Consider the following 14,066-nt stretch of genomic DNA (forward strand, 5'->3'; position numbering starts at 1 on the left):
ATGACTTCAGGGTGCGCGATAGTTGTCCTGGGTCATGATGTCGACCCCGCACTGCAGATTCTCAATCCAGTCCAGGAAACGATTGACCATTTCCTTGCCTTCGAAGCGGGCACCATGCTGGGGGACGATCATCTCGACATCCAGCTTGCGCACCATGTTCACCCAGAAGCGGCAGATCTTGTTGGAGATCATGTAGCGGCGGTGAAAGCCAATCATGAACGGAATGTGCTCATCGAAGTTGGCGACCGGCTTCAGCGCTTCGTCATGATCGATCAGTGAGGCCCCCATATCGCCGGTGAACAGGATTTTGGAGACCGGATCGTAAAACTGGAAGTTGCCTTCCGAGTGCATGAAATGAGCGGGAATAGCCTTCAAGCGGCTCGCCCCCAACGGCACGATCATGCCTTCGTCCGGAATGCCGATGATACGATCGGAATAATCCCGACCCGTGGTGAAATGCGGCAGGAATCGGGCCCACAGCTTGGAGATCAGTACCCGGCAGTTGGTGGTGACCATCCACTTGTTGAGCGATGCGATGATATCGGGGTCGGCATGCGACGCCAGGATGTAGTCGAGATTGCGCGACGGAAAATAACGCTGCATACCCATCAGCAGGCCGTTATAAGTCATGTTGCCACCCGGATCCACCAGTGCGCCGTGATCGCCATCCACGATCAGGAACTGGTTGCACTGCACAGCATGATCAGCCTCTTCGTCGACCAGATCATAAAATGCCAGGCACACATGCTTGCCGTCGTTATAGAGCTCAACTGCCATGTTTCGGATGCCCCGGAATGGTTGACCCGCCACAGCGGGAACAAAGCGTAAGACTCTACCGCACTGCTCGCGTCTGCTCCGGATTATGCGCGCAATCATTGACCTGGATCAAAAGGGATTGCGCCTATGCCGATCGGAAAAAAAGGGCGGCCCTGGGGCCGCCCTCAAGCTGCTGTCCGCACAAGTGCGAAACGGTTGACCGGGTTGCCCGCCGGCCCGGGAGTCGGTTCACTCGGTGAACGGCAAGGGCTGCATGCCAAAACCTTCATCGAGATGCTTGATCTGTTTGAGCAGGCCATCCAGGCTGGCCTGCAGCTGCACCAGTTCGTCCTGCTGCATCAGGCGCAGCGCCTCTGGCAGCACCCCACGCGCCGGTGATGGCGCCCGCTCCAGCAGCGCAATACCGTCATCCGTCAGGTAAAGCCGGACAACGCGCTGATCTGCGCTAGTGCGTTCCTTGCGGATCAGCTTGCCGGTTTCCAGACGGTCGATCATGTTGCTCGCCGTGGACTGGTGCAGCGCCATGCGATTGGCCAGCTCGCCGACACGCAGGCCAGGCGCTTCACTCAACTCCTGCAGCGCCCACAGTTGCGCACCCGTCACACCACTCTGACGCTCGATCCACTGCGAATGGCGTTGTGCGGTGCGGATCAACACCCGAAAACGCTGCAAGGCCGACAGCGGCGTAATGCCTTTGGCCGGCTTCTCGACCGGACCCTCGGTGGATTTCTTTGAACTGCTTTGCGACGCGGGCATCTGCATGGGCTCCGACTATATTTTCTCAAACAATCATTGTCAAAAAATTCGCGAACAAATCGCGATTCGCGTATCGTAACCAAAACCTGAAAAAACCGCTTGATATCCCGTATTCAGGCGTTTTTGGGCTGACTCACCCAACCTGAACCGACTTTTCGCTCCAGCAGCTCCCCGCCCCCTGTCATGTCGCAGCCCGACCCCACACCGGACACAGCGCCGGACAAACCCAAGCACTTTCACCACCGGGCAATCCGGCATTTCTCTCGTGGAGGACGCCGATACGCACTCCCCTGGCTATCGCTCGGGCGATGGCACAAGCGCCTGCTGCTTGTCGGTGCAGCCTTGCTCGCGGGTTCGATCGCAATCGCCTTTGCCATCGGCGCAGAAGTGGCGATCGCCTTCCATCATGGCCTCATGCAGCAAAGCCCATGGCTCACGCTGATCATCGCGCCAGCAGGGTTTGCTGCCATGGCGTGGCTGTCTCGTCGTTTCTTTCCGGGCACCGAAGGCAGTGGTATCCCGCAGGCCATCGCCGCATCCTTGACCGATGACGCACGCCTGCGGCGCCAGTTCCTGTCGTTCCGGATTGCGATCGCAAAGGTCTTTCTAACCCTGGGTGGCTTGCTGTCCGGCGCCTCGATCGGCCGCGAGGGGCCTTCCGTGCAGATCGGTGCCTCGGCCATGCACATGCTGGCGGGACGGCGCCGGGGCCGCATTGCCTCCAGCCGGGACCTGATCACCGCCGGCAGTGGCGCCGGCATTGCTGCAGCATTCAATACCCCGCTGGGCGGCATCATGTTCGCCATCGAAGAGATGTGCCGCTACCGTGCGTTTCGCGCCAACAGCACGACCTTGACCGCGGTCATCTTCGCAGGCCTGATGTCACTCGCCGTGCTGGGCAACTACACCTATTTCGGCCGCACCCCCGCTGCAATCAGTTGGCCGGACGGGATCTGGCCGGTACTGCTGTGCGGCGTTCTTGGCGGCCTGCTGGGCGGCGGATTCTCGCGCCTGCTGATCGCCTCCTCGCGTGGCCTGCCAGGACGCGTCGGTGAGCTGGCGCAAGCGAAGCCGGTTGCCTTTGCCGCAGCCTGCGGCCTGGCCACCGGTCTGATCGGCCTGCTCAGTGGCGGCACCACCTATGGCACGGGCTATGCCGAATCCAAGGCGGCGCTGGAAGGCAGTGCAGCCTTGCCTGCCCTGTTCATGGTCGCAAAGATGGCTGTCATCTGGCTGGCCTTCGTATCGCGGATTCCGGGTGGCGTGTTCGCACCTGCACTGGCGGTGGGAGCCGGCCTGGGGGCAGATATCGCCTATTTCCTGCCCGGCGAGCAGGACGCTGCGATCCTGGTACTGGGCATGGTGGCCTTCCTTGCGGCAATGACGCAGACGCCAATTACCTCTTTCGTCATCGTCATGGAGATGACCGCCAACCACCAGATGCTGCTGCCGCTGATGGCAACAGCCGTGGTCGCACACGGGGTGTCGAAATCCGTTGCGCCACTGCCGCTTTATCACGCGCTAGCCCACCCTGCGCTTCGTCGTGCTGAGCAGAAACTGCATGCACCCTCGGCCACGGTGGACCGCCCTGCCACCTGAACGTGTTGGCTCAGGCGCGCATGCGCTGGGCCAGTCGGAGTGTCTGCCCGCGCTCGAGCAGTTGCGCAAACTGCGGAAAATCCAGATCCATCCGGTCTGCAAGCTCGCGGGCCTGGGTACTCATCCACTTCCAGCGGGGCGCAAAGGCCGGGTTGCGGAAGGCAAACAGCAGATAGTTGCCGTCTTCGCGCACTGACATCGCGATCATGTGCTCATCAAACACCTCGGCGAGGCGCGCGACGTGACGGGCATAGTCCGCTTTGTCGCCTGCAAGGTTCATGACCATGATGCCGCTGCCGGACAGACCTCGATGCAGGTCGCGATAGAAGTCCGACTCGAGCAATGCGCCGGCCACCCCATTTGCGTCAAAAAGATCCACCAACACCACATCGGGGCGCAAGGTGCACGCCGCAGCATGTTCGATCGCATCGCAACACTCGATGCGAAAACGTGCGTCATCCGCGGGTAGCTCGAACAGTTCGCGAAACGCAACCACGTCCTCATCGAGCTCCACCGCGGTGATGTCGCAGCCCGGCAGATGACGGTAACAGAACTTCGCCAGACTGCCTCCACCCAAACCGTACAGGCACAGGCTGCGAGGACGGGGGTTGAACAGCATGAAGGCCATCATGCCCTGGGTGTAAGCGACATCCAGCGCGTATGGGCGGTCGACGCGCATGGCGCTCTGCTGAAACCGCAGGCTGCCAAAATAGAGCGAACGCAGCCCGTCGTGCTCCAGCACGAAGGGCTTGCTGTAGTCGCCGCAACGCAGGCTTTCAGCCAACGCGTCGGCGTCCTGCCAGGCGGGTTCGATCAACAGCACCTTGCCGGGCTCGTCGGCAAATGGGCTGGGCAGTTCGTAGATTGACGTACCAGTGGCACGTTTTCCCACGCTCGATCGCATTCGTGCTCCGGAAACCACAAAAAACAACAGGGCGAACCGCATGCAACGGCCCGCCCCGTTCGTCATCGCGCCACCCACGGGCAGCGCGACAGTCAGGCTCAGTTCCCGCTCATCGCCATCATCAACTGGTTGATGCGCTTGACGAAGGTTGCCGGGTCGTCGAGCGTACCGCCTTCAGCCAGCAAGGCCTGATCGAACAGCACCGCAGCCCAATCGTCGAAGTTCTTCTCTTCGTACTTCAAACGCAGCACTGCCGGATGGCTGGGATTGATCTCGAGAATAGGCTTCGACATTGGCGCGCTCTGCCCTGCCGCCTTCAGGATGCGGCTCAGGTTCATGCCCAGGTCGTGTTCATCGGCAACCAGGCAGGCCGGCGAATCTGTCAGGCGCAAGGTGACCTTGACGTCCTTGACGCGCTCGCCCAGGCTGGCCTTCATCTTGTCGAGCAATTCCTTGAAGTCGTCAGCCGCCTTCTCGGCTTCTTTCTTCTCGGCTTCGTCCTCGAGCTTGCCCAGGTCCAGACCACCCTTGGCCACCGACTGCAGGGGCTTGCCATCGAATTCGGTCAGGTTGCCGATCACCCATTCGTCCACTCGATCCGACAGCAGCAGGACCTCGATGCCCTTCTTGCGGAAGATCTCGAGATGCGGGCTATTCTTCGCCGCATTGAAGGTCTCGGCAGTGACGTAGTAGATCTTGTCTTGCCCTTCCTTCATGCGCTCGATATAGGTCTTCAGCGACACCACCTCATCCGGGGTATCAGCATGTGTGGAGGCAAAGCGCAGCAGACCGGCGATCTTGTCCTTGTTGGCAAAATCCTCGCCGACGCCTTCCTTCAGCACCTTGCCGAATTCCTTCCAGAAGGTGGCGTACTTCTCGACGTCACCGGCCTCGTCGCTGGTGGCCAGACTCTCGAGCAGGGACAGGACCTTCTTCGTGCAACCCTGGCGGATGGTGTCGATGTCCTTTGATTCCTGCAGGATTTCACGCGACACGTTCAGCGGCAGATCGGCCGAGTCCACCACCCCACGCACGAAACGCAAGTAGGTCGGCATCAGCTTCTCGGCGTCATCCATGATGAACACACGCTTCACGTACAGCTTCACCCCATGGCGCGCATTGCGGTCCCAAAGATCGAAGGGGGCATGCTTGGGCACATACAGCAACTGGGTGTATTCCTGACGACCTTCGACGCGGGCGTGGGTCCATGCCAGCGGTTCGTCGTAGTCGTGGCCGACATGCTTGTAGAAAGCCTTGTAGTCGTCGTCGCTGATGTCGTTCTTGGAACGGGCCCACAGTGCGTTGGCCTGATTGACGGTCTCATCCTCGTCAGTCAATACCTGTTCCTTCTTGTCCTCGTCCCACTCCTCCTTCTTCATCACGATGGGCTGGACGATGTGGTCGGAGTACTTGCGGATCAGGCTCTGCAGCTTCCAGGTGGAGAGCAGATCGTCCTGGTCGGCGCGCAGGTGCAGGGTGATCTCGGTGCCGCGGCCGGTCTTCTCAATCGCTTCGACGGTGTACTCGCCAGCGGTATCACCGGTCATTGCACATTCCCACTTCACCCCTTCGCTGACTGGCAGGCCGGCGCGACGGGTAACCACGGTAACCTTGTCGGCAACGATGAACGCGGAGTAGAAGCCCACCCCGAACTGACCGATCAGGTTGGCGTCCTTCTTCTGGTCGCCGGTCAGCTTGCCGAAAAATTCCTTGGTACCGGACTTGGCGATGGTCCCCAGATGGGCAACCACTTCGCTGCGGCTCATGCCGATGCCGTTATCGGCAATGGTCAGGGTACGTGCTGCCTTGTCGAAGGCAATGCGGATCTTGAGATCGCTGTCACCCTCGAACAGCGCAGGCTGATCGATCGCCTCGAAACGCAGCTTGTCGCAGGCGTCCGACGCGTTGGAGATCAGTTCGCGCAGGAATATCTCGCGGTTGGAGTACAGCGAGTGAATCATCAGGTGAAGCAGCTGCTTCACCTCGGCCTGAAAATTGAGGGTTTCGGCGGCGGTCTGGGCGCTGGACATCTCGATGCGTCTCCGATGAAAAAAGTCGTGATCCGCAGATTGGGGCCGGCTGTGCCGATTTCAAGCCCCTGGGGCAAAAGATGCATTTCATCCCGCAGCGAACGTGGGGCGGCGTTGTCGCGGGTATTTTGGCTTGATCATGTTTCCACGGACCGTGGGACCCGCCGGCACAACATCTGACCGTGGAACGACCTCTCTTTACCCCATGCTGACTCACTCGTGATTGGCGAACGAAGGGGCACAACAGGATCGTCTGTTTTCTACCCCACCCAGACTTTGCCCTTATTCCTGGCCCGCGGAGTCGAATCGAGCCAGGTCTGCCCACCGGTCACAAAAACTTGACTGGAGCCTTCCCCACTAAAGCCGGCATGAGAGCACGACCAGTCACATTCCTGCATGAGAATGACGAACGAGTCTTCAGCAGACAGCATTCCAATTCATGTAATCTTCATTTCAATAGCGTTTTATCATCCACATCCGCCACTGTTCTGGAGCGTCGCTCAGCCGGCTGGTTTCGTCATGCCAACGCCGCGGAACGAACTTCCTGGAGCTATTACATGCCACGTCATATCCTGATAGCCGCGCTGACCTTCGGGTTCACAGTCTCTGCTCATGCGGAACCTCCCATACCCAGCACGCTATATTCGGCAGTTCGCGATGGCGTATTGATGGTACGAACCTTCGACGGTGATGGAGCAGTCCTCGCGAATGCAAGCGCAATCGCAGTAGCCAAGGAACGTTTCGTCACCCTATGCAGAGTACTCGACGGCAGCGATGCGATTCGCCTCGTCGATGCTGGCGGACAGACAGTCGATGCCTTTGTTATTGCGCGAGATAGTGGGCGCAACCTTTGCTTGCTGAGCGCATCTGTGGCAGCTCGGATCTTGGTCAAGACGCCCGCAGACGTGCAACCACGCGTTGGGGCACGCACATACGCGCTTGCAGACGCGCTCGGCTTCGGCGTTGGATTGACCGAAGGGGTGATCTCCGGACTCGGTGGTGGCGATCGCGGCGAGCTTTTGCAGTTCTCGGCACCGGTGTCATCTGGATCGGGAGGAGGGGCGCTGCTCGACGAGCATGGCCGACTGCTCGGCGTCATCGACTATCGTCATCGGGATGGCCAGAACGTGAACTTCGCCATGCCGGCATCGTGGGTAGACATGATTCAGGCACGCGATGATGCGGATACAGCGCTCCAGTCCATGCGAGACCGTGCGCCTAGGCTGGCACGTGTGGGGGACGGAGCCGCACTCGGCAGTCTGACTGAAGAATGGATCCGGCAGTACCCGGAGGATGCAGACGGCTGGGTCTGGCGAGCGCTCGCGGCCGGGATGCAGGGCGATTTCGTCGCCGAGGAGAAAGCTTGGCGTCAGGCCGGCCGTCAATCACCAGGCATGATGGAAGCCGGGCTCGGCGTCGCCGGCGCCCTGCTGCGTCAGCAACGCTTCTCGGAAGCAAGAGACGCAGCAATATCGATCATCAGATCCAATCCGGACAGCTCACGAGCATGGTCACTGCTTGGCCAGGCGCATCATGGCAACGGTGGAGTCGATGAGGCCGAAGCAGCTTATCGCAGGGCTCTTGCACTTGATCCGTGGCAAATGCCCGCACATTTGGGCATGGTTTCCCTTGCTGGCCAGCGCGGAGATCATCAAGCTGCCGTAGAAGGATGGACCAGGCTGGTGCGCCTTTACCCTTCACAGATCGATTTGCGCTGGCGTCTGGTCGAGGCGCTACTGTTCTCGCAGGATGGTGCGGGCGCCTATCGCTTGCTCGCTCGGCTACCACCGGAATTCGCCGACAGCGCCGACGGTTTGTTCTGGCGCGGTGCAACCTCTGCATTACTGGGCCGGCCGCAGGAAGCGATCGAGCTGTTTCGTGCCAGCTTGGCAAAGGAGCCGTCAGAGCGGGCACGTGTGTGGGCCCAGCTCGGAAAAGCTTACTTCGTTCTGGAGCGCTTCCCCGAGGCCATTGCAGCACTGCGCGAAGCGGTCAAGATCGCACCGGTCGACCCGGACCATCGATACTGGCTTGCGGTTGCACTAAAGGACGGCGGCCATCACGACGAGGCGATCCGGATAAACCGCGACCTTTCCGTCGCCCATTCAAAGGAACCCAGGATCTGGCGCCAACTCGGATATGCACAGGTGCTTGCAGCCAGAGTGCCAGAGGGAATCGAGGCGCTTGAGCGCTCGCTTGTTCTTGATCCCGGACAGCCCCGGGTTTGGAATGCCTTGATGATTCTGTACCGCGCTGCGGGTCGTCACGCCGACCTCATTCGCGCGCATGCCAATTTGCGCAGTCTCGACGCCGCGATGGCCGAGAGCGCCTATCTCGCCACCATCCGTCCATATGAGATCCGTCAAGAATGAAGCCCCACCTTGCTTCTGTTCGCCCTAACTTCTTGCCGCAGCGCATTCCTGCCTCAATGCTGCTGGTCGTACTTGCAATCTGCGGCCCCGCCTCAGCAAGCGCTTCCGACGAGGCCCAGCACGTGTTCGCGCAAGTCTCGCCGTCGGTGGTGACGATCATCGCAACAATCAATGGCGGGGCCAGCGTCGGTCAGGGGAGCGGTGTGGTTGTCGGTCATGAGCAGGTGGCGACCAACTGCCATGTCGTCAGCGACGCCGATCAGCTGAGTGTGCGCCACGGTGCTGCTGAACTTTCCGCACGGTGGATCGGCGCCGATCGTAGCCGTGACCTATGCTTGCTCGCGGTCGACGGTTTGCAGGCGCGACCGGTGAGCGTCCGAGCATCAGCAAGCCTTCTGTCGGGTGAACGTGTGTTCGCGGTCGGCAATCCACTAGGCTTCGGCCTGTCTGTTACCAGCGGTCTTGTCTCGCACTTCCCAATTGTGGACGGTGAGCAGTTGATCCTGAGCAGTGCCCCACAGTCTCCAGGTTCCAGCGGCGGGGGATTGTTCGACAGCGAGGGCAGACTGATAGGGCTGACCACCAGTGTGTTCAGTGCTGGTCAGAACCTCAATCTGGCGCTGCCGGCAGATTGGATCAACGAACTTGCCGATCGTGGCGTACAGGCACCGCTGTCGCCCGAGGTACCCTCGGCAGAACCGAGATGGGTCGCGGATGCTAACGTACTACGTGGCACAGCGCGATGGACAGAGCTCGAACACTTCGCGCGCCGCTGGATCATCGCTCAGCCGACGTCTGCTCGTGCACACCTCGAGTTTGCGCGAGCGGTCAGTCGCCTCGGACGGACTCAGGAGGCGGAGACGTCGTTGCGGGAGGCTCTTCGCCTGGACGATCACTCCGCGGAAAGCTGGCGAGTCCTAGCAATCACACTTCATGACGCCGGACGTCATTCGGAGGCTGAGTGGGCGTTGGCGCGCGCGGAAACCCTTCTGCCTGGCGATGCGGGTGTGGCTGCATTGCGTGCCCACTGGCTGCTCGCGGCCGGTGATGCTCAGTCAGCGAAAACCAGCATTGAACGTGCGATTGTCTTGGACCCCTTCTCATACGGCAACTGGAACCTGCTCGGCAGCATCCGTCGCGCGCTTGGCGAGCCTGATGCCGCGCAGCGTGCTTTCCAGACGGCACTTGACCTTAACGGGAACAACGCTGAGGCGCGCAATGCGTTGGCCCGCCTTCTGGCCGAGGCTGGACGGGCCGACGAAGCCCATCGTGCCCTCACCGCCGGACGCGGTGACGAACGTACGGATGCATCCACTTGGCTTGCGCTTGGTATAACAGACTACAACCGTCAGAGATACGTCACTGCTGAGGACGCATTCCGCAAAGCGGTCAAGGCAGATCCCGAATTCGCAGAAGGCTGGGAAAAACTCGGGATGACTCTGGCGCGGACCCTGCGTGATGACGAACTTACAACGGTGCTTGAGCATGTCCTCCGGCTCGATCCGACATTGTTCGAAGCGCGCCTGGAGCGCGCTGCACTACGCGCCCGGCGTGGAGACGTAGCCGGCGCGGCGAGCGACGCGCGTCACCTGACGGAAATTGCACCTGATGAGCCACGCGCCTGGCGCACGCTGGCGATCCATAGCATCGCGGCGCAAGACCTGCACACCGCAGTGGAGGCCTATCGGCACGTCGATACGCTAGGTAAAGCCGGAGTGGACGATCTGGTTGATCTCGGCGATCTCCTCGGCAAGATTGGCAACCGCGGCGCAGCCCTGGAGGCTTTTGCGCGCGCTGAGCGTATCGACCCTCGGCACTCGCGCATGCTAGGAAATCTAGCCAGCTTCCATGGACGCAATGGCGACATCGAGAAGGCTCAAGTATATCTTGATCGCGCCCTTGCAAGTGATCCGCGCAACGCCAACGCACTCAGCAGCAAGGCGTACATCCTTTTGTTGCGTGGCCAACCCTCAGCCGCTGTAAGCATCCTAGAGCAGGCCGTGCTGTACGACCCGAAGCTCGCCAATGCCTGGATCAACCTGGGCCACGCCCACCTACGCAACCGCGATGTTGGTCGTGCCATTCCGGCGCTGGAGAAGTCACTCACACTTGCACCAAAGGCACTGGATGCCCAGCTCTACCTCGCCCAGGCCTACCTCTCCATCCGCGATGCGGCGAAGGCGCGTGCCTACGCCGAAACCATCCTCACCCAGCATCCTGAATTGCCCGCAGCCCTCGGTATCGCAACCTTGGCAAACCTCATGGCGGGTGATTCACAGCGTGCCGCATCAGCGTTTGTACTGTTGCGTAAACACGACTCGAGAGTTGCTGAAAACATCCGGGCACAAGCTTTGGCTGCAAACTTGCCTGGGGCCGCCGCTCTACCAAGCCCCTAGATGCTCCGCATTTAAAGGAAAGACCTTGCATGCGCAGTCTCCCATAATCAGATATACCGCACCTCGACGATTTCGATCTCACGCACCCCGGCCGGGCTCATGAAGCGCACCACATCGCCCTCACGCGCCTTGATCAAGGCCCGGGCCAGCGGTGAGATCCAGCTGATCTTGCCGGCCGAGGCGTTAGCCTCGTCCACACCCACGATCTGCCAGGTCTGCTCCTGCGCGGCGGGATCGTCGACATCACAGATCGTCACGGTGGCTCCGAAAAAGACCTGATCGACATTCTCCTGCGCTTCCGGCGTCACCACTTCGGCGTTCTCGATACGCTTGATCAGGAAACGGATGCGGCGATCGATCTCGCGCAGGCGCTTCTTGCCGTAGATGTAGTCGCCATTCTCGGAACGATCGCCGTTTCCTGCTGCCCAGGCCACGGTCTCGACCATCTTGGGGCGCTCGACCTTCAGCAGGTGGTCAAGTTCTTCGCGCAGCGCCAGATAGCCGCGACGGGTCATGTAGTTCTTGCTGCCGGGCGGCAGTCGTAGCGAGGGCGACAGCGCGTCCTCGTCCTCGTCGCCCTCGGGTTCCTTGACGAATGCCTTGTTCATGGATGCTTCCGCGTGCGAGAAAACGCTCAATATTACTGGATAGTGACGTGTATCGCGCACGCCGTTTCTGGCGATGGTACCGCCAGGGCAGCCCCTGGAAGACGCTCCTGGAAGACTATTGCAAGCTCGTAGCCATTGTCAGAACACTGACCTGCGCCTACCATTGCCACCAACATATCCCATACCCTGGCGTATCGACGCCACCACCCGGGCAGGCCGACATGAACGATGACGCTTTCGACGATGTAACCAGTCTGCAGTTGCGCCTTGCCGAACTGCGCGACGAACATCGTGATCTTGATGACGCCATTGCCCGCCTGATCGACACCCCAACCGAAGACCAGTTGCTGATCCGGCGACTGAAGAAGCGCAAGCTTGCCCTCAAGGACCGTATCGCCGTCATCGAGCGCCTGATCGAACCCGACGAACTCGCCTGACCGCTTCGCTTGCCCCCGCAGCTGCCAATTTCACGGAACACCCGATGACGAACGCCACTTTCGGCAGGGAAACGCTCGCCCTGCACGCTGGGCAATCGCCCGACGCCACACACGGCTCGCGCGCCACGCCGATCCATTTCACCACCAGCTATGTGTTTCCGGATGCCGATCAGGCTGCCGCGCTGTTCAACCTCGAACGCCCGGGACATGTCTACACGCGCATTTCCAACCCCACCAATGCGGTGCTGGAGGAGCGCATCGCCGCGCTGGAAGGGGGCGTCGGCGCGATTGCGCTAGCCAGTGGCCAGGCTGCGCTGCATCTGGCCATCACCACACTGATGGGCTGCGGCGGACATGTCGTCGCCTCGCGTTCCCTGTATGGCGGCTCGCATAACCTGCTGGGCTACACCCTGCCCCGCTTCGGCATTCACACCACCTTTGTCGACCCGCGCGACCCGGCCGCATGGCAGGCAGCCATCCGCCCTGAAACCCGCTTGCTGTTCGGTGAGTCTCTCGGCAATCCGGGGCTGGATGTGCTCGACATCCCCGCAGTCGCCTCAATTGCCCACGCGGCGCGCCTGCCGCTGATGATCGATGCCACCCTGGTCAGCCCCGCGCTGCAACGGCCGCTCGAACTCGGCGCCGATCTGGTGATGCATTCCGCAACCAAGTTCATCGGCGGACATGGCGTTGCCGTCGGCGGTGTGCTGGTGGACGGTGGCCGCTTCGACTGGGAGGCTTCAGGCCTGTTTCCGACCCTGACCGAACCCTATGAGGGCTTTCATGGCATGGACTTTGCCGAGGAGTCGCCGGTTGCCGCCTTCCTGTTGCGTGCCCGGCGCGAGGGCCTGCGCGACTTTGGTGCCTGCCTGTCACCCATGAACGCCTTCCAGATCCTGCAGGGGCTGGAAACCCTGCCGCTTCGCATGCGCGCTCATGTCGACAATGCCCGTCGTGTTGCCGAACATCTGGCAGCACACCCCCTGGTGACGACGGTTGCCTATCCCGGACTGCCGAATCATCCCGATCATGCCTTGGCCCAACGTTTGCTGCCCGACGGGTGTGGCGCGGTGCTGTCGTTCGAGCTTCAGGGAGGACGCGAGGCTGGCAAGCGTTTCATTGATGCCTTGCGGCTGTTCTCGCATCTGGCCAATGTAGGGGATGCCAAGTCGCTGGTCATCCACCCCGCAAGCACCACCCACTTCCGCATGACCGCAGCCGATCTGGCAGCTGCCGGCATCGGCGAGGGCACTGTTCGCCTGTCGGTGGGGCTGGAAAGCATCACCGACCAGATCGCCGATCTCGATCGCGGCCTTGCCGCGGTGGCCAAGCTGTTGAAGAGCTGAACCATGGACCTGCTCATCCGCGAACGCAACACCCGCATCTACACTGGCGGACGCCCCTTCAACCGCGAACAGCCTGCCGTTGTTCTGATCCATGGCGCAGGCCACGATCACAGTGTATGGACCTACCAGGCCCGCCACCTCGCGCATCGCGGCTACGCCGTCGTGGCCCCCGACCTGCCGGGCCACGGTGCGTCGGATGGTCCTGCGCTGGATAGCATCGACAGCCTGGCAGACTGGATTGTCGACCTGCTCGACGGGCTCGGCCTGACCCGGGTCAGCCTGGTCGGCCACAGCATGGGCTCCTTGATCGCGCTTGCGGTGGCCGGACGCGCTGCCCAACGTATCGACCACCTGATCCTGGTCGGCAGCGTTGCGCCGATGCCGGTCGCGCCCATGTTGATCGAGGCTGCGCGCACCGACCGCGACCGGGCACATGCCATGATCAATCAATGGTCTTACACGCCCACCGGGCAACTGGGTGCCTCCAGCACGCCGGGCATGTCGCTGACCGGACTCAACCGGAGTCTGATGGCACACCAGCAAGCCGGCGTGCTCGCGGCCGACCTGCAGGCCTGCAACGACTGGCAGGACGGGCTGCGGCTCGCCGCAGACATCCCTTGCCCTACCTTGCTGATTTGTGGCGAGCGCGACCAGATGACACCACCGCGTGCGGTAAAACCCTTATACGATGCCCTGGTCAACAGCACAGGCCATGCGCGTATGATGGTGCTGCCCGGGGCAGGTCACGCCATGATGGCCGAAAGCCCGGACGCGCTGAGCAATGCGATACGGGAGTTCCTGGTTTCCTAGACGTTCGACGCATTCAGGGATGGGGGGTGCT

11 protein-coding genes are annotated in these 14,066 nt (G+C 61.3%); 6 read left to right on the plus strand and 5 right to left on the minus strand.

The genetic code is table 11. From position 1 onward, the window contains the following. Nucleotides 1-6: 6 nt before the first annotated feature. Nucleotides 7-777 (minus strand): oxygen-binding di-iron domain-containing protein, encoded by a 771-nt coding sequence (locus tag DNK49_RS18780; protein WP_110528224.1) that lies wholly within the window; start codon nt 775-777, stop codon nt 7-9. A 228-nt stretch (nt 778-1,005) separates the two neighbouring features. After that, complete coding sequence (locus tag DNK49_RS18785) at nt 1,006-1,467, minus strand: MarR family winged helix-turn-helix transcriptional regulator (RefSeq protein ID WP_243632445.1); 462 nt, start codon at nt 1,465-1,467, stop codon at nt 1,006-1,008. Between the two features lie 249 nt (nt 1,468-1,716). Between DNK49_RS18785 and DNK49_RS18790 the strand changes: the two genes are divergently transcribed. Then, a complete protein-coding gene (locus DNK49_RS18790; RefSeq protein WP_110528228.1) occupies nt 1,717-3,132 on the plus strand; it encodes a chloride channel protein in 1,416 nt (471 codons plus the stop codon). A 10-nt stretch (nt 3,133-3,142) separates the two neighbouring features. On the opposite strand, the gene DNK49_RS18795 is transcribed toward DNK49_RS18790, so the two are convergent. Next, a complete protein-coding gene (locus DNK49_RS18795) occupies nt 3,143-4,036 on the minus strand; it encodes a spermine/spermidine synthase domain-containing protein (protein WP_110528231.1) in 894 nt (297 codons plus the stop codon). A 98-nt stretch (nt 4,037-4,134) separates the two neighbouring features. Beyond that, nucleotides 4,135-6,066, minus strand: coding sequence for a molecular chaperone HtpG (gene htpG, locus DNK49_RS18800; RefSeq protein WP_110528233.1), 1,932 nt, complete (start codon nt 6,064-6,066; stop codon nt 4,135-4,137). A gap of 557 nt (nt 6,067-6,623) precedes the next feature. Between htpG and DNK49_RS18805 the strand changes: the two genes are divergently transcribed. Both DNK49_RS18805 and DNK49_RS18810 read left to right on the plus strand, forming a co-directional pair. Further along, on the plus strand, nt 6,624-8,438 hold the full coding sequence (locus tag DNK49_RS18805; RefSeq protein ID WP_165843376.1) for a tetratricopeptide repeat protein: 1,815 nt from the start codon (nt 6,624-6,626) through the stop codon (nt 8,436-8,438). Beyond that, entirely contained in the window at nt 8,435-10,834 is a 2,400-nt protein-coding gene (locus DNK49_RS18810; protein WP_110528239.1) for a serine protease, read from the plus strand. Before DNK49_RS18805 ends, DNK49_RS18810 begins: the two co-directional genes overlap by 4 nt. A gap of 47 nt (nt 10,835-10,881) precedes the next feature. Here the strand turns inward: DNK49_RS18810 and greB are convergent, their stop codons facing one another. Beyond that, on the minus strand, nt 10,882-11,442 hold the full coding sequence (greB, locus tag DNK49_RS18815) for a transcription elongation factor GreB (protein WP_110528242.1): 561 nt from the start codon (nt 11,440-11,442) through the stop codon (nt 10,882-10,884). 221 nt (nt 11,443-11,663) lie between these two features. Between greB and DNK49_RS18820 the strand changes: the two genes are divergently transcribed. From DNK49_RS18820 to DNK49_RS18830, 3 genes are read left to right on the plus strand one after another with little or no spacing between them, the layout of a single operon-like run. After that, nucleotides 11,664-11,879, plus strand: coding sequence for a YdcH family protein (locus tag DNK49_RS18820; protein WP_110528245.1), 216 nt, complete (start codon nt 11,664-11,666; stop codon nt 11,877-11,879). A gap of 44 nt (nt 11,880-11,923) precedes the next feature. Then, on the plus strand, nt 11,924-13,225 hold the full coding sequence (locus DNK49_RS18825; RefSeq protein ID WP_110528248.1) for an O-acetylhomoserine aminocarboxypropyltransferase: 1,302 nt from the start codon (nt 11,924-11,926) through the stop codon (nt 13,223-13,225). 3 nt (nt 13,226-13,228) lie between these two features. Then, nucleotides 13,229-14,035 (plus strand): alpha/beta fold hydrolase, encoded by an 807-nt coding sequence (locus DNK49_RS18830; RefSeq protein WP_110528251.1) that lies wholly within the window; start codon nt 13,229-13,231, stop codon nt 14,033-14,035. Nucleotides 14,036-14,066 lie beyond the last annotated feature (31 nt).

The organism is Parazoarcus communis SWub3 = DSM 12120 (assembly GCF_003226565.1).
GTDB classification, from domain to species: Bacteria; Pseudomonadota; Gammaproteobacteria; order Burkholderiales; family Rhodocyclaceae; genus Parazoarcus; species Parazoarcus communis.

What these genes read in the sequence shown, in the direction of transcription:
- DNK49_RS18780 (WP_110528224.1), bottom strand. Translation starts at nt 777, where the DNA reads ATGGCAGTTGAGCTCTATAACGACGGCAAGCATGTGTGCCTGGCATTT.
- DNK49_RS18790 (WP_110528228.1), top strand. Translation starts at nt 1,717, where the DNA reads ATGTCGCAGCCCGACCCCACACCGGACACAGCGCCGGACAAACCCAAG.
- DNK49_RS18795 (WP_110528231.1), bottom strand. Translation starts at nt 4,036, where the DNA reads ATGCGATCGAGCGTGGGAAAACGTGCCACTGGTACGTCAATCTACGAA.
- htpG (WP_110528233.1), bottom strand. Translation starts at nt 6,066, where the DNA reads ATGTCCAGCGCCCAGACCGCCGCCGAAACCCTCAATTTTCAGGCCGAG.
- DNK49_RS18805 (WP_165843376.1), top strand. Translation starts at nt 6,624, where the DNA reads ATGCCACGTCATATCCTGATAGCCGCGCTGACCTTCGGGTTCACAGTC.
- DNK49_RS18810 (WP_110528239.1), top strand. Translation starts at nt 8,435, where the DNA reads ATGAAGCCCCACCTTGCTTCTGTTCGCCCTAACTTCTTGCCGCAGCGC.
- greB (WP_110528242.1), bottom strand. Translation starts at nt 11,442, where the DNA reads ATGAACAAGGCATTCGTCAAGGAACCCGAGGGCGACGAGGACGAGGAC.
- DNK49_RS18820 (WP_110528245.1), top strand. Translation starts at nt 11,664, where the DNA reads ATGAACGATGACGCTTTCGACGATGTAACCAGTCTGCAGTTGCGCCTT.
- DNK49_RS18825 (WP_110528248.1), top strand. Translation starts at nt 11,924, where the DNA reads ATGACGAACGCCACTTTCGGCAGGGAAACGCTCGCCCTGCACGCTGGG.
- DNK49_RS18830 (WP_110528251.1), top strand. Translation starts at nt 13,229, where the DNA reads ATGGACCTGCTCATCCGCGAACGCAACACCCGCATCTACACTGGCGGA.